General features: G+C 69.6%; 23 protein-coding genes. 11 read left to right on the forward strand and 12 right to left on the reverse strand.

Annotation, left to right across the window (positions count from 1 at the left end; genetic code table 11):
* Positions 1-816 (reverse strand): ribonuclease Z (locus LAO51_14010; GenBank protein MBZ5639856.1); only part of this gene is annotated, 816 nt, incomplete at its 3' end.
* Positions 817-910: 94 nt separating this feature from the next.
* On the opposite strand from LAO51_14010, the gene LAO51_14015 reads away from it, so the two are divergent.
* On the forward strand, positions 911-2,209 hold the full coding sequence (locus LAO51_14015) for a M48 family metalloprotease (protein ID MBZ5639857.1): 1,299 nt from the start codon (positions 911-913) through the stop codon (positions 2,207-2,209).
* Between the two features lie 4 nt (positions 2,210-2,213).
* On the opposite strand, the gene LAO51_14020 is transcribed toward LAO51_14015, so the two are convergent.
* Positions 2,214-3,284, reverse strand: coding sequence for an AI-2E family transporter (locus tag LAO51_14020; GenBank protein MBZ5639858.1), 1,071 nt, complete (start codon positions 3,282-3,284; stop codon positions 2,214-2,216).
* A gap of 35 nt (positions 3,285-3,319) precedes the next feature.
* Complete coding sequence (locus tag LAO51_14025) at positions 3,320-4,120, reverse strand: aldo/keto reductase (GenBank protein MBZ5639859.1); 801 nt, start codon at positions 4,118-4,120, stop codon at positions 3,320-3,322.
* Positions 4,121-4,284: 164 nt separating this feature from the next.
* Here LAO51_14025 and LAO51_14030 point away from each other — a divergent pair, with 164 nt between their 5' ends.
* From LAO51_14030 to LAO51_14040, 3 genes are read left to right on the forward strand one after another with little or no spacing between them, the layout of a single operon-like run.
* The gene (locus LAO51_14030) at positions 4,285-4,851 is read left to right on the forward strand and encodes a sigma-70 family RNA polymerase sigma factor (protein ID MBZ5639860.1); all 567 of its coding nucleotides are present in this window, start codon (positions 4,285-4,287) and stop codon (positions 4,849-4,851) included.
* Positions 4,852-4,855: 4 nt separating this feature from the next.
* Positions 4,856-5,692, forward strand: coding sequence for a zf-HC2 domain-containing protein (locus LAO51_14035; protein MBZ5639861.1), 837 nt, complete (start codon positions 4,856-4,858; stop codon positions 5,690-5,692).
* Entirely contained in the window at positions 5,689-6,279 is a 591-nt protein-coding gene (locus tag LAO51_14040; GenBank protein MBZ5639862.1) for a DUF5668 domain-containing protein, read from the forward strand. The genes LAO51_14035 and LAO51_14040 overlap by 4 nt, the downstream gene beginning before the upstream one ends.
* A gap of 18 nt (positions 6,280-6,297) precedes the next feature.
* Here the strand turns inward: LAO51_14040 and LAO51_14045 are convergent, their stop codons facing one another.
* Together LAO51_14045 and LAO51_14050 are read right to left on the reverse strand one after the other, a co-directional pair.
* Positions 6,298-8,835, reverse strand: coding sequence for an ABC transporter permease (locus tag LAO51_14045; GenBank protein ID MBZ5639863.1), 2,538 nt, complete (start codon positions 8,833-8,835; stop codon positions 6,298-6,300).
* Positions 8,832-9,536 carry an ABC transporter ATP-binding protein gene (locus LAO51_14050; protein MBZ5639864.1) on the reverse strand — a complete coding sequence of 235 codons (705 nt, stop codon included), beginning with the start codon at positions 9,534-9,536 and terminating at the stop codon, positions 8,832-8,834. The genes LAO51_14045 and LAO51_14050 overlap by 4 nt, the downstream gene beginning before the upstream one ends.
* Here LAO51_14050 and LAO51_14055 point away from each other — a divergent pair.
* Positions 9,535-10,311: an arylesterase gene (locus LAO51_14055; protein ID MBZ5639865.1), complete on the forward strand. Its 777-nt coding sequence runs from the start codon at positions 9,535-9,537 to the stop codon at positions 10,309-10,311. The two genes, LAO51_14050 and LAO51_14055, sit on opposite strands and share 2 nt — an antisense overlap.
* Here LAO51_14055 and LAO51_14060 read toward each other — a convergent pair.
* From LAO51_14060 to LAO51_14070, 3 genes are read right to left on the reverse strand one after another with little or no spacing between them, the layout of a single operon-like run.
* On the reverse strand, positions 10,271-11,098 hold the full coding sequence (locus tag LAO51_14060) for a kinase/pyrophosphorylase (GenBank protein ID MBZ5639866.1): 828 nt from the start codon (positions 11,096-11,098) through the stop codon (positions 10,271-10,273). The two genes, LAO51_14055 and LAO51_14060, sit on opposite strands and share 41 nt — an antisense overlap.
* A gap of 53 nt (positions 11,099-11,151) precedes the next feature.
* Complete coding sequence (locus tag LAO51_14065) at positions 11,152-11,898, reverse strand: response regulator transcription factor (protein ID MBZ5639867.1); 747 nt, start codon at positions 11,896-11,898, stop codon at positions 11,152-11,154.
* The gene (locus tag LAO51_14070) at positions 11,895-13,727 is read right to left on the reverse strand and encodes a HAMP domain-containing histidine kinase (GenBank protein ID MBZ5639868.1); all 1,833 of its coding nucleotides are present in this window, start codon (positions 13,725-13,727) and stop codon (positions 11,895-11,897) included. The genes LAO51_14065 and LAO51_14070 overlap by 4 nt, the downstream gene beginning before the upstream one ends.
* A gap of 177 nt (positions 13,728-13,904) precedes the next feature.
* Between LAO51_14070 and LAO51_14075 the strand changes: the two genes are divergently transcribed.
* Positions 13,905-14,882 carry a hypothetical protein gene (locus LAO51_14075; protein ID MBZ5639869.1) on the forward strand — a complete coding sequence of 326 codons (978 nt, stop codon included), beginning with the start codon at positions 13,905-13,907 and terminating at the stop codon, positions 14,880-14,882.
* 58 nt (positions 14,883-14,940) lie between these two features.
* Positions 14,941-15,426: a periplasmic heavy metal sensor gene (locus LAO51_14080; GenBank protein MBZ5639870.1), complete on the forward strand. Its 486-nt coding sequence runs from the start codon at positions 14,941-14,943 to the stop codon at positions 15,424-15,426.
* A 334-nt stretch (positions 15,427-15,760) separates the two neighbouring features.
* On the opposite strand, the gene LAO51_14085 is transcribed toward LAO51_14080, so the two are convergent.
* Both LAO51_14085 and LAO51_14090 read right to left on the reverse strand, forming a co-directional pair.
* Positions 15,761-16,273 carry a thermonuclease family protein gene (locus LAO51_14085; GenBank protein ID MBZ5639871.1) on the reverse strand — a complete coding sequence of 171 codons (513 nt, stop codon included), beginning with the start codon at positions 16,271-16,273 and terminating at the stop codon, positions 15,761-15,763.
* A 24-nt stretch (positions 16,274-16,297) separates the two neighbouring features.
* Positions 16,298-17,125 (reverse strand): RNA polymerase sigma factor RpoD/SigA, encoded by an 828-nt coding sequence (locus tag LAO51_14090; GenBank protein ID MBZ5639872.1) that lies wholly within the window; start codon positions 17,123-17,125, stop codon positions 16,298-16,300.
* A gap of 456 nt (positions 17,126-17,581) precedes the next feature.
* On the opposite strand from LAO51_14090, the gene LAO51_14095 reads away from it, so the two are divergent.
* Positions 17,582-18,814, forward strand: coding sequence for a helix-turn-helix domain-containing protein (locus LAO51_14095; GenBank protein MBZ5639873.1), 1,233 nt, complete (start codon positions 17,582-17,584; stop codon positions 18,812-18,814).
* Positions 18,815-19,253: 439 nt separating this feature from the next.
* On the opposite strand, the gene apaG is transcribed toward LAO51_14095, so the two are convergent.
* Positions 19,254-19,643, reverse strand: a complete 390-nt coding sequence (gene apaG / locus LAO51_14100; GenBank protein MBZ5639874.1) for a Co2+/Mg2+ efflux protein ApaG — start codon at positions 19,641-19,643, stop codon at positions 19,254-19,256.
* A 206-nt stretch (positions 19,644-19,849) separates the two neighbouring features.
* A complete protein-coding gene (locus tag LAO51_14105) occupies positions 19,850-20,953 on the reverse strand; it encodes a thioredoxin domain-containing protein (protein MBZ5639875.1) in 1,104 nt (367 codons plus the stop codon).
* A gap of 124 nt (positions 20,954-21,077) precedes the next feature.
* On the opposite strand from LAO51_14105, the gene trmFO reads away from it, so the two are divergent.
* From trmFO to LAO51_14120, 3 genes are all read left to right on the forward strand, one after another.
* Positions 21,078-22,412: a methylenetetrahydrofolate--tRNA-(uracil(54)-C(5))-methyltransferase (FADH(2)-oxidizing) TrmFO gene (trmFO, locus tag LAO51_14110; GenBank protein MBZ5639876.1), complete on the forward strand. Its 1,335-nt coding sequence runs from the start codon at positions 21,078-21,080 to the stop codon at positions 22,410-22,412.
* Entirely contained in the window at positions 22,370-23,347 is a 978-nt protein-coding gene (gene xerC, locus LAO51_14115; GenBank protein ID MBZ5639877.1) for a tyrosine recombinase XerC, read from the forward strand. Before trmFO ends, xerC begins: the two co-directional genes overlap by 43 nt.
* A 25-nt stretch (positions 23,348-23,372) precedes the next feature.
* The coding region (locus tag LAO51_14120) for an inositol monophosphatase (GenBank protein MBZ5639878.1) at positions 23,373-23,929 on the forward strand (557 nt) is incomplete at its 3' end.

Genomic DNA, 23,929 nt, shown 5'->3' on the forward strand with positions numbered 1-23,929 from the left:
GTCCTCGTGCAGGAACGCCGCCTCGCAGACCAGGAGGTCCGCGTCCCGGGCCAAGGCGGCCACGGCCTCGAAATTCTCGGGTGTGAAGCCGAGGTCGGTGACGTAGGCCACCCTCTGGCCCGGTCCGTGCAGGATGATCTCGTCCGCGAGGTCTCCTCTCCTGAAGGTCCGCCCGTCGCCGTTCTGCGTGTCGGCCCGGATCTCCGCGTCGGCCGGCTCGCAGCGCCGGACCGCTTGCTTGAGGTCCCTGAGCCACGAGCCCGGCGCCAGGCCGAGCCTCTCCAGCCGGTCGCGGTTCACCGAGATGTGCTCGGTCTCCCGGAGTGCCACCGCGAGCACGGGGATCCCGTGGTCCACGATGGCGGCGTGCATCGTGTAGAGCCGCTCGGCGTGCAGCGTGCCGGTGAACGGCCGGTCGGGAAGGGGCTCGGGGATCATCCGGCCCGGCCCGGTGAACCGCACGGCACGGACCACGTTCCCGTCCACCTCCTCGGCGACGAGCCGGATCGGGTACTCCTCGATGAGGTTCCAGGTGTACGCCTCGATCTTTCCCTGGACGCTCCGCAGGAACCCGGGCGGTCCGGTGACCGTCAACTCCTTCTCGCGGCCGAGGGTGAGGCGCAGGAGGTGGTCGAAGCCCACGAAGTGGTCCATGTGCGTGTGGGTGACCACCGCCCGCTCCACGCGCAGGAGCTTCCTCGAGGCGACGCGCCTCAGGTCGCCGAGGTCGAAGAGCAGCGACCGCCCCTCGTCCAGGAGGTCCACCCACAACCCGGGATCGCCGGTCAGACCGTTGAGCAGCGAGCTCATGAACACGGTGCGCATCCGTCAGAGTCTAACTCCGCGGTGCCGGCGCCACCCAACGCGGCTACACTAGGAGGCCACGGCCCCGATCCCGAGGAGATGCCCCATGAGGCACGGCAAGGTGCGGAGCGCCGTCGCGACGATCACGCTTTCGGCTTTCTCCTTCTACTGCGCGTCGACGCGAATCCCCCCGGTCTCGAGCATGGGTGCCGCGTTCCGGCCCGACCGGGACGAGGTCCGGCTTTGGGAAGAGGCGCGCGGAGAGGAAGCCAAGCTCCGGGACAAGGCGAGGATCTACCAGGACCCGCTCCTCAAGACCTACCTCGAGGGGGTCGTCGCGAAGCTCAACCCGCCGGGGATGGCAGCGAACACCGCGATCTCCTACCGGGTCACGGTGCTCGAGGACCCGACGCTGAACGCGTTCGCCTACCCGAACGGCTCGATCTACGTGCACACGGGCCTCCTCGCGCGGATGGACGACGAGGACGAGCTGGCGACGGTGCTCGGCCACGAGATGACCCACGTCGAGGGCCGGCACATGCTCCGCTACCAGCGCAGCGTGCGGAACAAGCAGATCGGCTTCGCGGTGGCCTCGGTGGCCGGCGCGGTGATCGTCGCCGGGGCCGAGGGGCGCGCCGCGGAGCGCGGGGATTACGCGAAGGCGGCGCAGATCCGCGTGCTCTCGGACCTCCTGGTCGGGCTCGGGCTCGAGCTCGCGATCATCGCCGCGGTCAACGGGTACGGCCGGGACCTGGAGCGAGAGGCCGACGAGGGCGGGTTCCAGAAGATGCGCGCCGCGGGGTACGACGTCCGCGAGGCGCCGAAGGTGTACGAGACGCTCCTCGAGGACTACGGCGACGCGGGCAAGACCGAGGCGTTCTTCTTCGGGAGCCACCCGCGGCTGAGGGAGCGCGTGGCCGCGGCGAAGGCGGCGGCCGCGGCGGAGCCCGGCGAGCCTCCCGCCCCGCTCGCGGAGCGGGACGAGTTCGCCCGGCGGATCCGACCCGTCGTTCGCGACGACGCGCGGCTCAACATCGAGATGGGGCGTCTCGCCCTGGCGCAGGACGAGCTGGACCGCGTGATGAGGATGATGCCCGGCGATCCGGAGGCGCACTACCTGGTCGGCCGGCTCGGGTTGAGGCGGGCGGAGGCCGAGAAGGACCCGATGCGCCGGAAGAGTCTCCGCGCGGAGGCGATGGCCTCCTTCCGCGAGGCGATCCGCCTCGATCCGAACCGGCCCGGACCCCACCGCGAGGTGGGTCTGCTGGCGTACGAGGAAGACGACTTCGCCACCGCGTGCGTCTCCTTCCGACTGTACCTCGAGACGGACCCCAAGGCCGACGATGCGCAGCGGATCCGGGACTACCTCCTCGAGATGGAGCGCGACGGCCGCTGTAACCGCTAGGGCCTCACGCGCCCGACGGCGGGGCGTCGCGAAAGAAGTCCCGCTTGGCGATCTCCATCAGGAAAAGGAAGAACGTGATGACCAGCGGGCCGATGAACAGGCCCACCAGGCCGAACGCGAGCATCCCGCCGAGGATCCCGAAGAAGACCAGCAGCGTATGAAGCCTCACGCCGCGGCCGATGAACAGCGGCCTGAGGAGGTTGTCCGCCATCGAGACCACTGCGATCCCCCAGATCGCGAGGAACAGCGCCTTCCACGGGTGACCCGTCACGAGGAGCCACAGCGCGGCGGGCCCCCACACGATCACGGTGCCCGCCGGGAGCAGGGCGGCGAAGAACATCGCGGCGCCGAACGTCAGCGCGGCGGGCAGGCCGACCAGCGCGATCCCGACGGAGCCCAGAACGGCTTGCGCCAGCGCGGTGAACAGGACGCCGAAGAACACCGATCGCGTGACCCCACGGAGCTGCCGGATCGCCTCCTCCTTGTCGCTCTCGGAGAGCGGCAGGAACTGGCGGACCATCGCCACGAGCCGTGGCCCCTCGTGGAACAGCACCGCCATGGTCATGAGCATCACGAGGAGGGTCAACAGGGTGGCGAGCGCGTCCGCGACGAACCCCGTGGTCCGCGAGGCGAGCGCGTTGCCCAGGGTCTTCAGGATCGACAACGCCATCGCCTGGAGATCGATCTTCGAGAGATCGACGTAGCGTCCGAGCCACTCCGTCGCGTCCCGGATCCAGGGGATCCCGCCGAAACCCAACGGTTCCGTCGATCTCGCGGCGACCACCTGGTCGAGCCAGGTGTAGGCCTGGACGAGCCCCTGCCCCACCTGGATCACCGCGAGGACCGCCGGGACGACGATGAACGCCGCTACCAAGGCCGAGAGCAGGACCGCGGCGGTCCAGCCCCACCCCTTGAGCCACCGGAGGAGGCGGGCGTAGAGCGGCTGGAACGCCACCGCCAGCACCATCGCCCATGCAATGCCGGGGAGCAGCGGCTGAAAGATGCGGTACATGAGATAGAGGGTCAGCACGAGCAGGCCCGCGAACAGCACGCGGGCGGCGTTCTCGGAGCGCATGGCGCGACCTCCCGGCGGACCGACCTTGCCGCCGCTCAACGGATCCTCGCGTGCTCGTGGACGTAGCGGCCGACGGCGCGGATGCGGTCCGCTTCCTCGGGGACGAGCGGCCCCGCGTCCAGCGCCTCCAGCGCTTCGTCCATCTCCGCGAGGTTCCTGGGCCCGCAGATGCAGACGTTGAAGTCGGGGTTGGAAAGGACGAAGCGGTAGGCGTCGCGCGCTCTCAAGGGGGCCTGGCCAGGGGGCATCCGTCCGGGTTTCAGAAGCGAGCCCCACCGGGTGGCGGTGTACGCGACGATCCCTGGGCGACCGTCCCTCCCCATGTGGGGGAAGACCTCGCTCTCCGCGCCCGTGTGCGCCGCGTTGTAACGCATGTGCAGAACGGAGAACCGCGGGTCGGCGGCGAAATCCAGGAAGCTGGGCCGGCGATGCCCCGAGATCGCCAGGTGGCGAATCACCCCCCTCTCGCGCAGGCGCTCGGCGCGCTCGACCATCTTCTCGGGGACCTTCGAGTACCAGCCGAGGAGGAGAACGTCGGCGTGGTCGATGCCCAGGTCTGCGAGGCCCCGGGTCACGCTCCGCTCGAGGAGCGCGGCGATCCGGGCATAACTCTGAAGAACAATGACCAGCTCGTCCCGCTTGCCCGCCGCCAGAAGCTCCCGGATCGCCTGACGCATCCCCGCGGCACGCCGGCTGCCGTGGTAGAAGTAGTTGACTCCCCGGTCGAAGGCCTTGAGGAGGGCGCCCGCGTCCACGCCGTACCCGCCAGCCGCTCCGAGAGGTCCTACCGACAGCCCGGACCGCCCGAGCGTCACCCTTTCCGGAAATCCAGCCATGTCCCTCCTCCGCCGCCGCGGAGACATGTTACGCCCCCCTCGACCGGCCGGCGCCTGCACGGAACCTCGGCGCCCCCGCGTGCGTCATTATGGGTGCGACCGGTGCCCGACGGCGAAGGGCCCGGCCGCGGTGACCGAACCCAGGTTAACGCAGGAGAACCTCATTGGCCGATCTGACCACTCTCGTCGAGCGTTGCCGAGCCGGGGACGATCTCGCGTGGGAGGCGCTGGTGCGCCGATATCAGTCCAGGGTCTACGCCGTCGCCCTCCACTACCTGAGGAGCCGCGAGGAGGCTCAGGACGCGGCCCAGGACGTCTTCGTGCGGATCTACCGGAAGCTGGCCTCGTTCGACAACAAGGAGGAGAACTTCCTCCCGTGGCTGCTGTCCCTGACCCGGAACGCGTGCATCGACCGGCTGAGGCGGCGCAAGGTCCGTCCGTCGGCCCTCCCGCTGCCGGCCGAGGAGGGGAAAGAGAGCCCCGACCCCCGCCCCACCGCCGAGGAGGCTCTGATCGCCGACGGCCAGAGGCGCCTCGTGCACCAAGCCATCGCCCAGCTCAGCGACATCAACCGCGAAATGATCCTCCTCAAGGAGATCCAAGGCCTGGAGCTGCGCCAGATCTCGGAGATGCTTGCGGTGCCCATCGGCACCGTGAAGTCCCGCTCGATTCGCGCCCGCATCGAGCTGGCGCGGACGGTGCTCTCCCTCGATCCGTCGTACGGAGCCTGAGACCGTGGACTGCCAAAGCTACGAAGACCTCCTCGACGCCCTGCTCGACGGCAGGATCACCGCCGCGGAGCGGCGGGCGCTCGACGCCCACGCGTCGGTCTGCCCGCGCTGCAGGGAGATGCTCTCGCTCGTGAGCATGGAGATCGAGGCGGCCGATGTCCGCGCGCCGGAGGGGCTGACGGAAGCGGTTCTCGAGCGGACCAGCGGGGCGCCGTGCGCCTCGGCCGTCAAGCTGCTCTGCGATCTCGTGGACGGGACGCTGGGGGAGCCGGACGCCGAGCTGGTGCGAATCCACCTCGGCGGGTGCCGGACGTGCCGATCGATCGCCGCGGCGCTGGCGCGCCTGCGGGAGGAGCTCCCGCTCCTGGCCGAGATCCGCCCGGACGAGCGCTTCGTGGACGCGGTCCTCTCCCGCACCTCGAGAGGCTGGCGCCGGACGTTCGGATGGCGGGGAAGCTTCGACGAGTTGCTCCGGCGCCTGCTCGCGCGCCCGCGGTTCGCCGCGGAAGGGGCCTACCTCGGGTCGATCCTCCTCACGATGCTGGTCGCGTTCCCCGGATCGCCCCTCAGCGGTCTCCCCGAGAGGGCGCTCACGGCGACGCGGACCGATGTCCTGGAACGGATCGCGGTTCCAGCTTCCCCCATGGAGGCTCTCGGCGCGCGGGTCTCGGCACTCCGAGCGGACGCACGGCAGGAGCTGAGCGACGCGACCGGTGCGGTCCTTCGGCTCGAGGATCGCGTCGTCCGTTTCGTTGGGGACCTGGGCGGCCACGAGCACGAAACCAAGAACGAATCGACGACCCCTGCCCGGCAGGACGATACAAAGGAGACGCGACCATGAACTCCCCGTACGAAACGATGTCCGTGAGCGCCGATGCCCCGGGAGCCCAGCCGCAACCTCAGGCCGCGGCGGGACCGCAGCCGGCGACCTGGCCGCACCCGATGACCGGCTTCGCCGATCCCCGCAGGAAGTCGCCGGCGCTGGCGTGCATCCTGTCCATCATGCCGGGGCTCGGGCAGGTCTACGTCGGCTACTACTCGAGGGGATTCATCCACGCGATCACGGTCGCGACCCTCATCGCGGTCCTCAACTCGCAAGCCGTCCGCCCGATGGAGCCGCTGCTCGCGACGTTCCTGGCGTTCTTCTGGCTGTACAACGTCATCGACGCCGGCCGCCGCGCGGCGCTCTACAACTACTCGCTGGCGGGGATGGCGCAGATCGACCTGCCGGAGGATTTCACGAAGGTGGGACTCCGCGGTTCCATCCTCGGCGGCGCCGTGCTCGTGCTGATCGGGTGCGTGATGCTTTCGAAGACCCTGTTCGGCGTCTCGCTGGACTGGGTCGCCGATTGGTGGCCGATCGCGCCGATCGCGTTCGGCATCTACCTGATCGCCAAGGCGATCTCCGACCGGAGCAAGACGCGGTGAGGTCGATCGCGCGGGCGCTCACTCCGCGCGGAGCACGTCGATCGGACGCCGGGCCAGCGCTCCCGTGCTCGCGGCGATCCCCGCGAGCACGGACAGGGCCACGGTCGAGAGAAGCGCGACGGCGAACGGGGCGAGGTGGAAGCTCCACGGGGTGTCCATCCCGCGGGTGAGGACCGCCCAGGCGAGCACGCCTCCCCCCGCCCCGCCGATGGCCCCCGCCACGAGCCCGATCAGCGCGTACTCCACGGAGAAGACCAGGACGACACCGCGCCGCGTCATTCCCAGGGTCTTGAGGAGGGCCACCTCCCGCCCGCGGCGCGCCGATCCCGCGCTGATCGCGCCGGCGAGGATGGCGATCCCGGCGGCGACGGTGAAGCCCCCCAGGAGCCGGATCCCGAGCCCGATGCGGTCCAGGATCGCGACGATCTTCTCCAGGATCTCCCGGATCCTGAGGAGCATCACGTTCGGGAAGGCCGCGGCCAGCCGGTCCTGGATCGCCTGCTCGCGCCCGGCGGGAAGGCGTGCGGTCGCGACGCGCGTCTGGGGGGCGCCGTCGAGGACCCCCGGCTCGACGATGAGGAAGAAGTTGATGCCGAACGTCTTCCATTCGACGGTCCTGAGGCTCGTGACCCGGAGCCGGACCGGCACCCCCTGCACGTCGAACGTGAGGGTGGATCCGACGTGCACGCCGAGGTCCCGCGCGAAGTCGCGCTCGATGCTGATCTCGGGGTTCGCGGGATCGCTCCACAGCGTGCCCTCGACGACCACGTTGCCGGGCGGCAGCTTCTCGAGGTAGGTCAGGCGCTGCTCGCGGGTCAGGACCCACCGATGCCGCCGATCTTCCGTCCCCGGCGCCGCGATCCGCTCGACGGGACGGCCGTCGACCGCCGAGAGCCTCGCGGTCACGACCGGCACGGACTCGATCCGGGTCGCGCCCTGCTCCGTGAGCAACCGGCTCACGCCGGGCCACTGGTCGGGCTGGATGTCGATCAGGAACGCGGTGGGAGAAGCGGAAGGAAGATCCGCGCGAAGCCGCTCGACGAGACCCTGCTGCACCAGCCACAGGCCGAGCACCACCAGCACGCCGAGCCCCAGGGCGACGATCGCGCCGATCGTCCCGGCCCCTGGGCGCGCCACCGCGGACAGCCCGTGCCGCACCCACACTCTGGCGAATATCCTGGGCAGGCGCCCGACGGCGCGGGCGAGAACGGCCGCCGCCAGCGCGAGCGCCCCGGTCGCCGCCACGATCCCCGCGGCGAACCCCGCGCCCAGCGCCGCCTTCCCGGATTGCACCCACGCCGTCACGAAGATCCCGAGGAGCACACCCCCGGCGACGAGCGCCGCGACCCACCGTCCGCCGGCGAGGGCGTCGGCGTCACGGCGCAGCACTCGCGACGGGGGAACCCTTCGCAGCCCGACCAGCGGTGGAAGGCTGAACACCACGGCGACGGAGACTCCGAGCCCGAGCCCCCGGACCGCTGCCAGCGGCTCCCAAGCGGAAACCGCGAACGACGGTAGCGTGCCGCGAAGAGCGAGGGGGACGAAGAGGCCGATCGCGACCCCGAGGGCCGCGCCGCAGAGACTGCCCGCGAGACCGAGCAAGACCGTGTGGCCCAGGTAGAGAGCCAGGATCTCGCGCGGCCGCATGCCGAGGCACTTCAGCACCGCGATCGCGTCGAGCCGCCCGGCGATCCACGCCCGGACGGTCTGCGCCACCCCGATCCCTCCCACGAGGAGGGACAGGAGGGCCACGAGGCCCAGAAAGCTCGCCGCGCGCCTTATCCCCTCGCGAAGCTCGGGCCGTGCGTCCCGGAAGGTCTCGACCTCGAGGCGGCTGTTCGCGGGCACGGCCGCGCGAAGCCGGTCCGCGAGCGCATCGACCTGGACCGGCGTCCAGCCGTCCGGGAGCTTCAGGAGAACACGGCGCTCGATGCGGCTGCCGAACGCCTCGAGCCCCGATCGCTCGAGCCCCTTCAACGACACGAGCACCCGCGGGCCGAGGGTGAACGAGACGTTCAAGCGATCCGGCTCCGAGAGGACGGTGCCGCGGACGCGGAACGTCGCGCCCCCGATCCGCAGCTCGTCGCCGGGCTTCAGGCCAAGGCGCGCGGTGAGCTCCGGATCGACGACGGCTCCCTCGGGATCGAGCAGCTCGTCGAGGGGCCGGTCCGGCTCGACCCGAAGCGTCCCGTAATAGGGGTAGCGGCCGCCGATGGCCTTCAGCTCGACGAGCTGGCTTAGGCCCGGCTCGCCGCCAGCGCCGACGGCGGCGACGACGCTGGGCATCTCCTTCACGTCCGTCCGCTCGACGCCCCGGGTCGCCGACAGCAGGTCCAGGACGGCCTGCGGAACCGGCGCGCGCCCTCCGATCCTGAGGTCCGCGGCGAGGAGCTGCCGGGCCTCGGTCCTGATCCCGCGCTCGAGCCCCGCCGAGAGCGACGAAACCGCGACCACCGCGGCGACGCCGACGGCCAGGCACGCGGCGAAGAAGGCGAGCCGCCCGCGCGAGCCCCGCGACTCGCGCCGGAGGAGACGGAGGAAGCGCGACGGCCTCACGTGCGACCGACCCTGGCGGCGGTCTCCTGGCGATCCACCTTGCCGTCGCGGAGGTGCACGGAGCGGTCGGCGAGGGCGGCGACGGATGGGTCGTGGGTCACCAGGACCAGCGTGGTCCCGCTCTCCCGCCGCAGCCGCAAGAGGAGGTCGAGGATCAAGCTGCCTGTCGCCGTGTCGAGATTCCCCGTCGGCTCGTCGGCAAGGAGGATCCGCGGGCGGGGCGCGAACGCCCGCGCGAGCGCGACGCGCTGCTGCTCGCCTCCCGACAGCTGCGCCGGATAGTGGTGCCCTCGAGCGGCGAGGCCGACTTCCTCGAGCAGACGATCGGCTCTCTCCTCGGCGGCGGGGTCATCTATCAGCTCCAGCGGGAGGAGGATGTTCTCCCGGGCGGTGAGGTTGTCGAGGAGCTGGAACGACTGGAAGACGAAGCCGATCCCATGCCTCCGCAGGAGCGCGAGGGCATCTTCGGAGAGATCCTGGATCGGCGCCCCCTCGACGAGCACCTCCCCTTCGGTCGGCCGGTCGAGGCCAGCCATGAGGCCGAGCAGCGTCGACTTCCCGCTGCCCGAGGGGCCGAGGATCGCGACGAACTCTCCGGGGTCGACCGCGAGGTCGATCCGGTCCAAGATCGTGAGCATCCGGTCTCCCGACGGTAGCCGCTTCGTGAGGCCGCGCAGCTCGATGCGGGGTGGTGTGGTCATGAGGGGTGTTTATCCTATCCTGGTGATCCTCGCCACCGGCTGGCTCCTGACGACGGGCTGCGGCGAGGAGCCCGGCCAGCGGGGTGACGCGACCGGATCCGTGCCGGACGGTGCGGCGCGAGCCGAGGCGCCGGCCTCGAACGGCCCGACGGGTCCCCTCGTCGTCTTCCTCGGCGACAGCCTGACCGCGGGTCTGGGCCTCTCGGAAGACCTGGCGTACCCGGCGGTCCTCGAGCGGCGGCTTCGTGAGTCAGGGGTTCCCGTCCGCGTGGTGAACGCCGGCGTCAGCGGCGATACGACCGCCGGCGGTCTGGCGCGTCTCACCTGGATTCTAAGGCAGCGGCCGGACGTGCTCGTGGTGGGCCTCGGCGCGAACGACGCGCTTCGGGGCCAGCCCCTTCCGAGCGTCGAGGCGAACCTCCGGGCGATCGTCGAGGCGGGAACCGGCGCCGGCTCGCGCGTGCTCCTGCTGGGCATGCGCATCCCCACGAACTACGGCCCCGACTACGCCGAGGGATTCGCGGCGATCTACCCGCGATTGGCGAAGAGTCTCGGCGTCGCGCTGGTGCCGTTCCTGCTCGAGGGGGTCGGCGGGCGTCCAGCGCTCAACCAGGCGGACGGACTCCATCCGAACGCCCGGGGCCAGGAGATCGTCGCGGAGAACGTGTTCCCCTACCTGGAACGCGTGCTCCGGACGGTCCGCCGGGCGCGCGCGCCGACAAGCCGGGCGGCCGTCACCAGGGCCGGCTGCCGCGGAGCTTCCTCAGGCGCATGACCTCCTTGGCGATCTCCTCGATCGCCAGGTAGGAAACGTCGACGCTGTGCCAGCCCTGCTTGTCCATGAGCCGGTTCGCCGCGATGACCTCGCGGGAGACGGCGTGCCGGTCGAGGTACGCCTCGCCACCGCGCAGGCCGAGGTCCTGCGCCCTCGCCTCGCGCACCGCCGTGAGGCGGTCCAGGTTGACCCGAAGCCCGATCACACGGTTCGCGGGGAGCTTGAGGAGCTGCGGAGGAGGAGGAACCCCAGGCACCAGCGGCACGTTGGCCGCCCGGACCCCCTGGAAGGCCAGGAAAAAGCAGGTCGAGCTCTTCGAAGCCCGCGACACGCCCACTAGGACCACGTCGGCGCGGGACAGCTCGTGCGGGCGCTGCCCGTCGTCGTGGAGCAGGGTGAAGTCGAACGCCGTCATGCCGTCCGATCGGTCCCGCTCGAGAGCGTGAAGCAGGCCGGGGGTCTCGCCCCGCTTCCGCTGGAACTGGTCGTGCAGGGCGGAGAACGCGGGGCCCAGGACGTCCACGGTCGGGACGAGGCGTCCTCCCGACGTCTTCCTCATGGCCCTTCGCGTCTCCTCGCCGACCAGCGTGTAGAAGATGACGGCCCCGGCCTTGGCGGCGTCGTCGACGATTCGCTCGACCTCGTCCGGCGATCGCACCGCGACGCGGCGCGCCTCCCGGTATCGCTGGCCCTCGAACTGCGCCGCGGCCGCCTTGAGGACGCGGGTCGCGGTGTCCCCCGTGCCGTCGGAGACGATCAGGATGGTGGGTGTCTTGGCTCTCGGCATGAGGTCACCCCGGGGGCGAGGAGGCGCCGTCGCCCGGTCGTCGGGCGCGCCCCTCAGCCCACGAACTTGTACCCGCGCCCGTGGAGCGTGAGGATGAAGCGTGGCTTGGACGGCGTCGGCTCGAGCTTGTGCCGCAGCGAGGCGACGTGCACGTCCACCGTGCGGGAGTACGGGGTCGCGTCGTATCCCCACACCTCGTGGAGCAGCTGGTCCCGGGAGAGGAGCTGCCCGCGGTGCTCCACGAGGTACGACAGCAGCTTGAACTCCAGGGCCGACACGTCCACGGCGCGCCCTTCCTTCAGGACCTCTCCCCGGCGAAAGTCGACCTCCACCTCGCCGAACGCGTAGGTCCCCACCGAAGCGGCGATCGGCGTGCGCGCCCTCCGCAGCAGGGATTCGACGCGCGCCAAGAGCTCCATCATCTCGAACGGCTTGGTGAGATAGTCGTCGGCCCCCAACTTGAGGCCGACCACCTTGTCCACCGACTGGCTCCGGGCGGTCAGCATGAGGACGGGGACCTCGCACCCGCGCCGGCGCAGCTCGCGGCAGACGTCGAACCCGTCGCGCCCCGGCAGCATGACGTCCAGGACGACCAGGTCGAACGTCCCGGTCGCGGCGCGCTCGAGTCCCGTCGTCCCGTCGCCCGCGGACTCCACCACGTACCCCTCGCTGGTCAGCCGGTCGCTCAACGTGATCACGAGAGCTGGCTCGTCCTCGACGAGCAGGATCTTCCTGGCGGGGCTGGCCGGATCCGGTCCCGTCCGCGGATCGGGGGGTTTCCCTCGCGACCCGGAGGTCATGCGCCGTTCTCGCCCTTCGCGACGGGGAGGAGGATCGTGAACGCCGCCCCCTTGCCCGCGCTCGATTCCACGGTGACCCGCCCGCCGTGCGCCTGCACGATGCCTCTCACCACGGTCAGGCCGAGGCCGCTGCCCGGCACGGCGCCGGCCGACCTCCCCCGTCCGCGGTAGAAAGGCTCGAACACGTGCGCCAGATCCTCGGCCGCGACGCCCGGTCCCCGGTCTTCCACGGTCACGACGAGACAGCTCCCCCCGAGGCCCGGGCCGACGCCGGCGCCCACGCGAAGGTAGCGCCCTTCCGCGCCGTACTTGATCGCGTTCCCGATGAGGTTCTCGAGGGCGCGCCTCAGCGCGGGTCCGTCGCCTTCGATCTCCGGGAGACCGGGCGCGATCTTCGTCTCCACGACGATCCCCTTCTCGTCGAGAGACCGCCTCGATGCCGCCAGCGCTTCCTCGATCACCCGCTCCATCGCCACCCGCTGCCTCGCGAAGGCGTTCCTCCCCGACTGCAGCCCCGCGAACGCCAGCACCTGCTCCACCATGTCCGTGAGCCGCCGCCCCTCCCGGTCGATCAGCGCTCCGTACTCCCTCACCTGCGCGGGCTCCCGGACGACGCCGTCGGCGAGGTTCTGCGCCGCGGAGCGCATCCCGGCCAGCGGCGTCGCGAGCTCGTGCGTCACCCCCGCGGTGAACTCGAGCTGCTGTCTCGCGAGCCGCTGCGACCGGCGGACCGAGACCAGGAGCATCGTCATGCTGAACGCGAGCAGGAGCAGCGTGCCCATGCTCATGGCGAGATTGCGATGCCGCGCGTACGCGACGGCCGTCTCGAGCGAGCCCGCTGGATGAACGACCAGCAGGCGCCACGGGCGCTGGGCCGGAGGACGCGATGGAGCGGCGGCCGTCTCGGGCGTCCGCTCCGTGGCCGGTCTCGGGCCGACCGGCCCCACGCGCTCCTCCGCCGTCGGCGGCTCGGCCCAGGGCCCCGGAAACGGCGGAGCGCCGAGCGACTCGGATTCCTCGGAGCGCAGGAGTCCGAACAGATCGACCTGGGCGTCGCTGCGGCCTAGCGCACGCTCCGCCGGCGGAGCGCCCGCGCGGTAGATGACCCGCTGCGGGCTTGTGAGGCTGACGACCTCGAGCCGGTACTCGAGTCCATCCGCACCCGCGAAGTGCCTCGCCGCGAGCTCCGGAAGGAGCTTCCGCTCGATCGTGTCCAGGTTGAACCAGATGATCCCGTAGCCTCCCGCGGGAGCGCCGCGACGGTTGCCTTGCTCGCCGTCGCCGGCCGGCCGCCCCGGCCCGAGGATCGGCACCACTAGCGCCGGAACGTCCGCCACGATCGCCGGGAGCGCCCGCCCGCGGCGAGGCGTCTGTCCCGCCCCGGGGGCGAGTCCCCCACCCTCCAACCGGGCGCGCAAGTCGGACCACTCCTGCGGCCACGCGGCGGGCACCAGCTGGCCCGTGTCGTCCTCGACCCGAGCGAGGCCGAGGTGCCCACCCTCGGCCTCCTTCGCGACGAACACCGCTCGGACCAGGTCGGGGAAGAGCGCGGAGGCCGTCCAGCGCGCGCGGCGCGAAGCAAAGCTCTCGCGCTGCCGCCACCCCGGCCCGGCGGGATCGAGGAGCAGGAACGCGCGGGTCACCTCGCGATCGAAGTCCCGCGCGAAGCGCGCCGCGCTGCCCTGCATTCGAGTCCGCATCCGCTCTTTCTCGGCCTGGCTCACCTCACCGAGCCAGTGGTGCTGGAGAGCCGCGAGGATCAAGAGCAGGACCACGATGGCGAGTCCCGCAGCGGAGATCGCGCGAGACGGGGAAAGCGCATTTCGCACGGGATCAGTATACGCAGTGGAGAATGCGCGTCGATCCGGCGCCGCCTCGCCTTACACTTTTTACAAAGTCTTTTCGAGGCGCTGACGGCGCCGCCCCTCGCCGTCACGTAACCTCGGTGCGTGGAGGCGAACGGAAGGCCGCGGCGGCCCCGGGGAAACTCCGAGAGAGGATCGACCGTGAGGATTGGGGCACCCCGTTTCTTCACGGCCGGCGCGCCAGCCCGGCTCGTAACGGGGGTCATCGCGCTCGCCGGTCTGGCGGCCGCACCCTCGGTCGCATTCGCCCGCGCTCACGTGGTGGAGAGCACCTGGCGGGATCCGGGCGCCGCCGACCGCGAGCCGGCGCCCGCCGGGATCCCGGTCGAGGGGGGGCGGGTGTCCGTGGCCGCGTCGAACGACGACCGGTTCCTTCACCTCACCCTGACCACTCACGACCGCGGGCTCTACTCGCTGATGTTCCGTCGTGGCTTGATCCTCTGGATCGACCCGGACGGCGGCCGGCACAGGACCTTGGGCATTCGCTACCCGCTCGGCGTCGAAGGCGGACCCGGGAGGGATTTCTCGAGAACGGGGCCGGCCCGCGTGGAACGGGACGGGGCTCCCGTTCCGAGCCGCGATCCGAAGCCCGACGACCTCGTTCCGCCCGCTCAGATCTTGGAGATCCTGAGATCGGACGGAGAGGAGCCCCAGCGCGTCCTGGCCAGCGACCTCCCCGGCTTCGGTCTGGAGATCGTCGATGGCGGCGACACGTTCACCTACCGGTTGAAGATACCCCTCGCCTCCGCGGACGACCGCTCCATCGGCGTCGGCGTGAGGGCGGGCGAGACCGTCGGCGTCGGGTGGGAGACGGAGAAGCCGAAGACCGAAGGTCCCTCGACGGAGGGTCGCGGATCGCACGGCGGCATGGGCGGCGGATTCGGTGGCGGCCGACCTCGAGGCGGCTCGCGCGGCGGCATGGGCGGTGCCATGGGCGGCGAGACGGACGGCGACTCGGGTGGCGGCGGGGGACGTCGCCGTGGCGGGGATGACGGCAGCCCGCCGGACGGCCAGGGTGGCCGGGGCTCGGGAAGGGAGGATCACTGGAGGATCGCCGCTCCACTGAAGGTGTGGGTGAAGATCCAGCTCGCCGCCGCCGGAGCGCCGGAATCCCGATGAGGCGGCGGCAACGCTCGAAAACGGGGCCTCGCCGAGGCCCGAACGAAAGGAGCTTGGAATGTTCTCCAAACGAGCCATGACGGGACCCCTTGGTGTCGCCTCGATCTTCCTCCTCGTGCTGGCCCTCGCGCCGGCGACTGCCCTGGCCCAGCCTGGCCCGCCAGGCCCCCACCGCCATGGCCCGGGGCCGGAGCAGCACCTGGAGCGGATCCTCGGCACGCTGAATCTGACGACCGACCAGCAGGCGGCGATCGACAAGATCCTCTCCTCGCATCGTGATGCCGCCGGAGACGAGCAGAAGAGCATGATGACCGCCAGGGTCGCGCTCATGGGTCAGATCCACGCGGAGACGTTCGACGAGCAGGCGATCCGCCAGGCGGCCGCGGCGGTTGCGGCGCTGGAGGCCGACCAGTCGGTCACCATGGCCAAGACGCTGAACGAGGTCCGCACCGTGCTGACCGCCGATCAGCGGGCCCGTCTGCAGCAGTCCCTGGGAAGACACGAGGGAATGCACGAGGGAATGATGGAACCGATGGACCACTGAATTCGCCGTCAACCGACGGTCCCGGGCTCCCCCTGCCCGTCTCCGGCGGGCCGGAGTGGGCGGGAGGAGCCTGGCGTCGCCAGCCGGAGGTCGGGGCATGTGACGGATGGCACTCGCGGGGCAGCCGGAGGATACGGAACATGGGCTTCCCGGAGCAGCACAACGACTACGAGGACAGGCTTCGCGATCTCAGGAATCGCCTCAGAGCGGTCGCGGACACGATCGAACGATGCCGAACCACGACCGGCAGGCTCGTCATGAACGACCGGGCGAGAGTGGCGTTGTGGCTTGATCGAGCGGGCGAGGAAGCAGGCTCCGACCCGCTGCTCGGACGTTACGAGGCGGAATGCGCCGTGAGCGACCACCGGCCCCGGCGCACCTTACGGGCCTCGTCCTCCACCGACTCGTACCTTTTCGTCCGCACGAACTTGAAACGGGTGTAGGCCCGGGCAAAGCCCCGACGGATCATCTCCTCGTTGACGTCCGTGCCGTCGTCGAGGGCGACATATCGGAGCAGCCGCCCGTACCGGTCCCGGTTGGCGCAGAGCGGGTCGCGCTCGAGCGTGACGGTGCGTCCCAGGAGACGCGAGCGGGCGTATTCCCGGGCCTGGTAGGCCACGTCGCGCCACGCATGCCTCGCGTCGTCGAGTTCGGGTGTGTCGATGCCGATGAGGCGGACCTTCTCCTTCACCTCCCCGATCCGGACGGTAATCGTGTCGCCGTCGGACACCCAGACGACGCGGCCCGTCTCGACGCGGCCGGCGGCTCGAACCGCGACGGCGAGCCCGAGGACGAGGCCGGCTCCCACGAGGAGCCGGGCGGCAGGCCCGCGATTCGTCGGGGACATGCCCGGATTATAGGCGGCGCGGGGTCAGACCCGGTGCGGCGGCCTCAGCCGCTTGGAAGGGGCGGCGCCGATGCGGCCGGTCCTGATCATCTTACGGAGCCGCACGATGGCATCGAACTCGATCTGGCGGACGCGCTCGCCGCTCAGCCCCATGCGTTTCCCCACCTTCGTCAACGACAGCCCTTGCCCGTCCCCGAACCCGTAGCGATATCGCAGCACCTCTTGTTCCCTCGGCTGGAGCATCGAGAGGGCGTGGCTCACGAGCTGGAGGGCCTGCGACCGGATCACGGCATCCTCGGGGCTCGGGAGGATCCGGTCGGCGAGCAGGTCGGAGATTCGCTGGGCGCCGTCGTCCCCGACCGGAGCGTCGATGGGCAGCTCGCGGAGCTGTGATTGCATCAGCCGACCGATCGACTCGATGCTTCGCGACAGTCGATCGGAGATCTCCGCGCTATCGGGCGGACGCCCCAGCTCGTGGCCGAGGATCTGCTCGGCGTCTCGAACACGCCGGATCTCCTTCCGCTGGTACTCCGGCAGACGGACAAGCCGCGAGTGGTCGGCGAGGGCTCTCAGGATCCCCCGGCGGATCCACCAGACGGCGTAGGTGATGAACTTCGTCCCCCGCTTCGGGTCGAAGCGGTAGGCTGCCTCGATCAGCCCGATGTTCCCCTCGTTGAGGAGATCCTCGAACGGCAGCCCGAGATTGCGGTACTCCGCGGCGATGATCGCCACGAAACTCAGGTTGGAATGGATCAGGTCATGAAACCCCGTGCCGGCGGCATCGGAGCCACCCGCCGCGGACAGTTCGGCGTCGCGCTGCGGATGCACCGGGCTCGCCTCGCCTCGCGACATGGCAGAACCCCTCCCCTGGCCTTCGAGCCTTGTCCCGACGCTTACCCCCCGACCCATGAGAACACGGACAATTTCTCTCCTCTTTGATCATAATCGAAAACACAAATCCGCGCGACCCCCAATCCCGGGTGGGGGTGGGAAGGCCCTCCCACGGTGGACGCGAGAGTGTGGGAAGGCCCGACCGGGCGGTCCGGCGTTCGCGGGAGGACGCCTTGCCCCCCCGCCTCGGCCCGATGTGCCCCGCGACCGGACACTCGGGCCAGCCCCGCCAGGACGGCGTCCCTTCCGACCGCGGTTCCACAGTCTCGCGTCCACCATGAGCCGATCCGAGGGGCGGCGATCGAGTGGGGTTCGACGGAATTCGCGCCTGTTGCAGGCCGGCAAACGGCAGGTATTGTCGGCCGCAGGGACGTCGTGTAAGAAGGGGGCGACCGCCGGCGGGGCGGCGGGGTAGCTATGGCCGAAAGTTGCACGGTCGCCTTCGGGCGCTACCTGAGGATGCTCCGGGAGCGGCGCGGCCTCTCGCTCGAGGACGTCGCGACCATGTCGCGCTCCCTCGCGGACCCCGTGGACAAGAGCTACCTGTCCCGCTGCGAGAACGGCCGATACGGGATCGGCTTCTCGAAGTCCATCACCCTGAGCCGCATCTACGGCGTCCCGAACGAGGTGCTGGCCGAGCGGATGGAGCTCGACACCGAACTCGACCGCATCGGCGGCCCCGACACCGCGGGGTTGAGCTACGCGGAGATGCAGAAGAGGGCGGTGGCGGCGATGGGCCGGGGGCTAGGGTGGGAGGCTTACGCCTACTTCAGGGACGCGTTACCATTGGCGCGCCAAGCCCCACTCTCCGAGAGCTTTCGCGACGCGACGGAGCAACTGTTGATCGGATGCATGAACGTCAGTTCCGTGGCAGCGATCCTTGGCCGTTTCCGATACTCCGTGCACGAACTCGAATACATTAGCGAAACACATTCGGTAAGTGCAAAGCATGCGCCTGCGCTGCTTGATCTCCTCTCCGCCCGCTATCGAGCCCTGCAACAGTTCGACAAAGCTAGAGATCTGGCGCGTCAGGCCGTGTTTGAGGCTGAACGTGACGGAACCACGTCGTACCTGGGATTCGTTTATTCGAATAGCGCGAGACTTGCCTGCGATGAGGGTCAACTCGCCCAGGGGCTGAAGCTGTATCAACAAGCTTTCAAAGCTCACAAGAAGGTCGGCCAGTCAGAGGAGTGTGCAAGAGCGCTCTTGAACATTGCCAGCACCTATTTTGACCAATCGAGATACAGAGCCGCCAGATTGGCGGCCGTCGCCGCCGAGAGAATCGCCGCGCCTTTGGGAATGGACCGCATTCGAGCGCTACTTCGTATCCTGCTGGGGGAAATCGCAGAAGCTGAGAATCACTCGAGTCTAGCCGTGGAGCGCTGGCTCGAAGCGGCGGACATTGCAAGGAAGGTGCGCGACAAGATTCTGCAATTTAAGGCTGGGTTTCCATTGTTTAGGCACCTATTGGCAAAAGGTGACGAGACAACAGCGCGGGCCTTGGAACGAAGGCTCCTGAGGTTGTCTGCGTGGGTCCCAGACAACCTCGAGGAGTTGACGTCTTTTCGACAACTCTCTCGCGCGAATCAACCTCCGAGGAGCAGACGGGTTTCTCGCACGCAACCCCCACCTTCCCCTATGCGCAACTGATAACGTTTCGTTACCTTGATCGCGCAAAGAAGCTGAAGTAATTACGGGGCACCTTCTCAAGTTTGTACGGAGGTGCCTATGAAAATGGGAACGCTGGTTCTTGCGATCCTGCTCGCGGGAGCGTCGAATTTGAGCGTGGCGCAACCTCTTGCACCGATGAGTGGCCAAGTATCGATCCTGGATCCCGCGTGCATTCGCTGGAATGACGTTTCGCAATCGGAGCGCGAAGGAATACCGTTTCCCCTCCAATGTCAGACTCATGATGATGGATCGCCATTCCCAACCTCGGAATCGGAGCGATATCGTGCCGGGGCTGACCTCTACCCGACAATGCGCGCTGTGGGTGGGAACGCTCTACCCGAGATGGAGACCTTTCGGGTCAGAGGCAACCAGCGATCGTTCGAATTCAGGGCGCCTGCTTGGCATCAGCAGGGTCCCTTCAATTCACCGAGTAAGGCTCGCTAAGCGCGAACGGGGCGATCTCGACCTCGAAGAGGTCGCCCCGAGGCGTGACCATCTGGTACGTGCCGCGCATCGAGCCGAACGGCGTGGGGAGGGGGCAGGCGGAGGTGTACTCGAAGTGCTCGCCGGGATCGATGACGGGCTGCTCACCGATCACGCCGGGGCCCTGGACCTCCTCGATCTCCCCGTTGGCATCCGTGATGATCCAGTGGCGGCTGAGGAGCTGCGCGCGCTCGTCACCCTCGTTTTCGATCCTCACGGTGTACGCGAAGAACCACCGGCCGCGGTCGGGGGTCGAGTGCTCGGACACGTAGTGAGCGCGCACCTTGACGCGAATGCCGCGGGTCACCGCTTCGGACGTCGCCATTGCCCCCGTCCTCCCCTTCCGGAGTGCGACTACACTAAGCGCGGCCGGCCGTACGCGCAAATGGTGCTCGGGGAGGGCGCGGAGGGCGGCACGTCGTCGCGCGGCGCAGTACGGGGGCGCTCAGCCTAAACCGAGCGAAGGGAACGGGCGCGAAAAGGGCCGCCCCGTGATCGGAGCGGCCCTCGTATCAGTTCGGCCTTGGACGGTTACTTCGTGGTGGCCCGCGCGATCTCCTCGTCGATCAGGGCCTTGAACTCCTCGATCGGTTTCGCTCCGACGATCATCCGGCCGTTCACGAAGAACGACGGGGTCCCGGTGACGCCGGCGGCCGCGCCGTCATCGAACGAGGCCTTGATCGTCGCTTCCGGCTTCTTGCTCTCGTAGCAGGCCTGGAACTTCGCGGAGTCGAGCCCCACCGTGGCCGCGCGCTTCTTGAGGTCGTCGTCGCTCAGGTCCCCCTGCTCGTGCATCAGATTGGTGAACATCTCCCAGTACTTCCCCTGGTCGGCCGCGCAGTGGGCGGCGATGGACGAGGGCATCGCCCTGGGATGGAACGAGAGAGGATAGTCGCGGTACGCGAAGCGGATCTTGTCGCCGTAGTCGGCCAGGATCTGCTCGACCGTCGGCTCGGCCCTCTTGCAATAGGGGCACTGGAAATCCGAGAACTCGACGAGCGTCACCGGCGCTTTCTCGGGCCCCTTCGTTCCGGGCCAGCCGGCGGGCACCTTGACGTCGATGCGCGGCGGGTCGAGCATCACCCTCAGATTCGCCTTGTCCTGGAGTTCCTTCACGAAGGCCGCCCTTCGCGTCTGGACCTTCATCTGGCGGAGTCCCTTCTCGATGTCGGGGGAGGCCTGGTCCAAGTTCTTCCCACCCATGCGGGCCTTGTTCTTCTCGTAAAAATCCTTGATCTCGTCCTTGGTGGGCTCGCCCGCCTTGCCCTCGATCTCGGTCTTCACCAGCTCGTCGGCCGTGGTCGAACGCGCCGCCGCTTCCTTGGCGAGGAGCTTGTCCTGGACGATCTGATCCAGCGCCGCTCGACGGATTTCGTAGGTCTGCTGTGCGACCTGCCGGCGGTACTGCGCCTCCTGCTGGCGCATCCTTTCCATGCCGGCCTCGGCTTGCTTGTTCACCTCGTCCATCGTGATCGATTCGCTGCCCAGGTAGGCCGCGACCCCGTCGGCCGGGGCCGTCGTTGCGGCCGGGGCCACGTCCTTTTCCTTCTTGGCCTTATCCTTGTCCTTGGCCAGCAAGGGGAGCGCCGTCACGACGAGCAGCAGGGTAAGAACCAGTGCGAGTCTGGACTTCATGAACACAGCCTCCGGGCGCCCCGCTAGGAGCGCGACCCACCCCCGGTCGTCCAGGGGAATTCCCCACTATACACATCGCCCCAAAACGCGTCCACCGGGAGCCGGCTTCGATATTATGGAGGAGATGGACGAGCCGGTGATCGTGGTGGGGGGCGGCCTCGCTGGGAGCGAAGCTGCGTGGCAGATCGCGCGCCGGGGCGTTCCCGTCCGCCTGTACGAGATGCGCCCCTCCCGCCCGACGCCGGTCCACCGCACCGGAGACCTGGCGGAGCTGGTTTGCTCGAATTCCTTGAAAGCGCTGGACCTCGCAACTCCGCACGGCGTCCTGAAGCGCGAGATGGAGATCCTCGGCTCGCTGATCCTCCGTTGCGCCACCTCGACCCGCGTTCCCGCCGGCGGGGCCCTCGCCGTCGACCGCGACGCGTTCGCGCGGGAAGTGACGCGCGCGATCGGCTCGGAGCCGCGGATCACCGTCGTCCGGGAGGAGATGCTCGCGATCCCGCCCGGCGGGATCGTCGTGATCGCGGCGGGCCCCATGGTCTCCGACGCGCTGGCGTCGTCGATCTCCCGGTTCACCGGCGACCCCTACCTCTACTTCTTCGACGCCATCGCCCCGGTGATCGATGCGGAGTCCGTGGACCGGTCCGCCGTCTTTCCGGCCTCCCGATACGGGAAGGGGGGCGGTGAGGACTACCTGAATTGCCCGATGTCCGAGGAGGAGTACGATCACTTCCTGACGCTGCTGCTCGCGGGGGAGAAAGCGCCGCTCCACGAGGTGGACCGCACCCCGTTCTTCGAGGGGTGCCTCCCGATCGAGGAGATGGCGCGGCGCGGGCGCGACACGCTGCGGTTCGGCCCGATGAAGCCCGTGGGGCTCACCGACCCTCGTACCGGCCGTCGCCCGCACGCGGTGGTCCAGCTTCGCCAGGACGATCTCGCAGCGGAGCACTACTCGATGGTGGGATTCCAGACGCAGCTCCGGTGGGGGGAACAGGAGAGGATCTTCCGCACGATTCCCGGCCTCGCTTCCGCGGAGTTCGTGCGTCTCGGTCAGATCCACCGCAACTGCTACGTCAACGCCCCGAGGATCCTGCGGGACACCCTCGAGTCGCGCGCGCGCGACGGGCTGTTCTTCGCGGGGCAGATCGCGGGGGTCGAGGGGTACACGGAGTCGGCGGCCACAGGCCTCTTCGCGGGGATCGGCGCGGCGCGGCGGGCCAAGGGGCTCGAGCCTTCGCCCCTCCCTCGGGAGTCCATGACCGGGGCGCTGTGCCGGTACATCTCCGCGGCGGAGCCCGACGGATTCCAGCCGACGAACGCGTCGTTCGGACTGCTCCCGGAGCCGCCGGCTCACGTGCGCAAGAAGCGGGACCGTCGCGAGGCGCGGTCCGCCGCCGCCGTGCGGTCGCTCGAGGCCTGGTCGGCGGCCGACGCCGCGGGGGCGGAGGGGGCCGCGTGACGGTTCGGGCGTCGCCTTACTTCGAGGCCGTGGACCGGTTCCTCGCCTACCTCCGCGACCAGCGCCGCGCGTCCCCCGAGACGCTGAGGGCCTACGAGGGCGACCTGGCCAGGTTCGGGGCGTTTCTTTCGGAAGAGCATCTGGGAGGACCGGCGCCCGGCCCCGAGGGGATCGACGTCCTGGCGGTTCGAGGTTTCGTCGCGCGCCTTCATCGTTCGGGTCTCGGTCGCGCGACCGTGGCGAGAAAGCTCTCCGCGGTCCGCTCGTTCCTTAAGCATGCCGTGAGGGAGCGACGGATCGAGGCGAGCCCCGCGGCGTCGGTCCCGACGCCGAAGGTCCCCAAGCGGCTACCTCAGGACCTGACGGTGGACGAGGTTTTCGCGCTTCTCGACGGGATCGACGTTTCCGACGACGCCGGCCTCCGGGATCGGGCGATCCTGGAGTTCCTGTACGCCACCGGGCTCCGTGTGGGTGAGCTCGTGTCCCTCGACCTCGACGATCTCGATCTCTCGGGCGACACGGTCCGCGTGCTCGGAAAGGGAAACAAGGAGCGGATGGTGCCGTTCGGCGGCAAGGCGAAGAGCGCGCTGACGCGGTGGCTCGAAGTCTCCAGGCCGCTCCGGGAAACGGGCGACGCGGGCGCGGTGTTCCTCAACCTCCGGGGAGGACGGCTGACCGACCGCAGCGTCCGCCGGATCCTGGATCGGAGACTCCGGGAGGCCTCGATCGAGGCGGACGTCTCCCCGCACGCGCTCAGGCATTCTTTCGCGACCCATCTTCTCGGCGCGGGCGCGGACCTGCGGGCGATCCAGGAGCTGCTCGGCCACGCCTCGCTCTCCACGACGCAGCGCTACACCCACGTGAGCATGGACGCGCTGATGAAGGTGTACGACGCGGCGCACCCGCGCGCGCATCGCAAGCCGGCGGGGCGCTGACCCGTCGATGCCCGGGAGCCCCGGCATGGAGAACCCGACCGTTTCGCCCGTCGATCTCGAACGGACGGCCGTCGCAGCCGCGCGCGCGGCGGGCGAGGTCCTGCGCCGCCGTTTCCGCGAGAAGCGGCGGCTCCGTGTGGAGCTGAAGGGACTCCACGACTTCGTCACCGAGGTGGACCGGGAAGCGGAGGCCGCCGCGGTGGGCTCGATCCGCTCGCGGTACCCCCGGCACGGCATCCTCGCCGAGGAAGGAACGCCCTCGACCTCGGAAGGAGTCCATCGCTGGATCGTGGATCCCCTGGACGGGACGACGAATTTCATCCACGGGGTCCCGACGTTCTGCGTGTCGGTCGCCGTGGAGGACGGCGAGGGTCTCGCCGCCGGCGCCGTCCACGACCCGTTCCACGACGAGACTTTCGAGGCGCGGCGCGGCGGAGGGGCCCGGCTCGGCGGGGAGCGGATCTCCTGCGCGTCCCCCGCGACCCTGGACGATGCGCTGGTCGCCACCGGCTTCCCCTTCCGCGAGCTCAAGCGCCTCGACCGCTACCTCGCGGCGTTCGAGGCGTTCGTGCGCTCGACGTC

It is taken from the genome of Terriglobia bacterium (assembly GCA_020073205.1).
In the GTDB taxonomy this organism is placed as follows: Bacteria; Acidobacteriota; Polarisedimenticolia; order Polarisedimenticolales; family JAIQFR01; genus JAIQFR01.

What these genes read in the sequence shown, in the direction of transcription:
- apaG (MBZ5639874.1), bottom strand. Translation starts at nt 19,643, where the DNA reads ATGGCGACGTCCGAAGCGGTGACCCGCGGCATTCGCGTCAAGGTGCGC.
- trmFO (MBZ5639876.1), top strand. Translation starts at nt 21,078, where the DNA reads ATGGACGAGCCGGTGATCGTGGTGGGGGGCGGCCTCGCTGGGAGCGAA.
- LAO51_14095 (MBZ5639873.1), top strand. Translation starts at nt 17,582, where the DNA reads ATGGCCGAAAGTTGCACGGTCGCCTTCGGGCGCTACCTGAGGATGCTC.
- LAO51_14090 (MBZ5639872.1), bottom strand. Translation starts at nt 17,125, where the DNA reads ATGTCGCGAGGCGAGGCGAGCCCGGTGCATCCGCAGCGCGACGCCGAA.
- LAO51_14025 (MBZ5639859.1), bottom strand. Translation starts at nt 4,120, where the DNA reads ATGGCTGGATTTCCGGAAAGGGTGACGCTCGGGCGGTCCGGGCTGTCG.
- LAO51_14015 (MBZ5639857.1), top strand. Translation starts at nt 911, where the DNA reads ATGAGGCACGGCAAGGTGCGGAGCGCCGTCGCGACGATCACGCTTTCG.
- LAO51_14020 (MBZ5639858.1), bottom strand. Translation starts at nt 3,284, where the DNA reads ATGCGCTCCGAGAACGCCGCCCGCGTGCTGTTCGCGGGCCTGCTCGTG.
- LAO51_14085 (MBZ5639871.1), bottom strand. Translation starts at nt 16,273, where the DNA reads ATGTCCCCGACGAATCGCGGGCCTGCCGCCCGGCTCCTCGTGGGAGCC.
- LAO51_14050 (MBZ5639864.1), bottom strand. Translation starts at nt 9,536, where the DNA reads ATGACCACACCACCCCGCATCGAGCTGCGCGGCCTCACGAAGCGGCTA.
- LAO51_14055 (MBZ5639865.1), top strand. Translation starts at nt 9,535, where the DNA reads ATGAGGGGTGTTTATCCTATCCTGGTGATCCTCGCCACCGGCTGGCTC.
- LAO51_14040 (MBZ5639862.1), top strand. Translation starts at nt 5,689, where the DNA reads ATGAACTCCCCGTACGAAACGATGTCCGTGAGCGCCGATGCCCCGGGA.
- LAO51_14060 (MBZ5639866.1), bottom strand. Translation starts at nt 11,098, where the DNA reads ATGCCGAGAGCCAAGACACCCACCATCCTGATCGTCTCCGACGGCACG.
- LAO51_14065 (MBZ5639867.1), bottom strand. Translation starts at nt 11,898, where the DNA reads ATGACCTCCGGGTCGCGAGGGAAACCCCCCGATCCGCGGACGGGACCG.
- LAO51_14105 (MBZ5639875.1), bottom strand. Translation starts at nt 20,953, where the DNA reads ATGAAGTCCAGACTCGCACTGGTTCTTACCCTGCTGCTCGTCGTGACG.
- LAO51_14080 (MBZ5639870.1), top strand. Translation starts at nt 14,941, where the DNA reads ATGTTCTCCAAACGAGCCATGACGGGACCCCTTGGTGTCGCCTCGATC.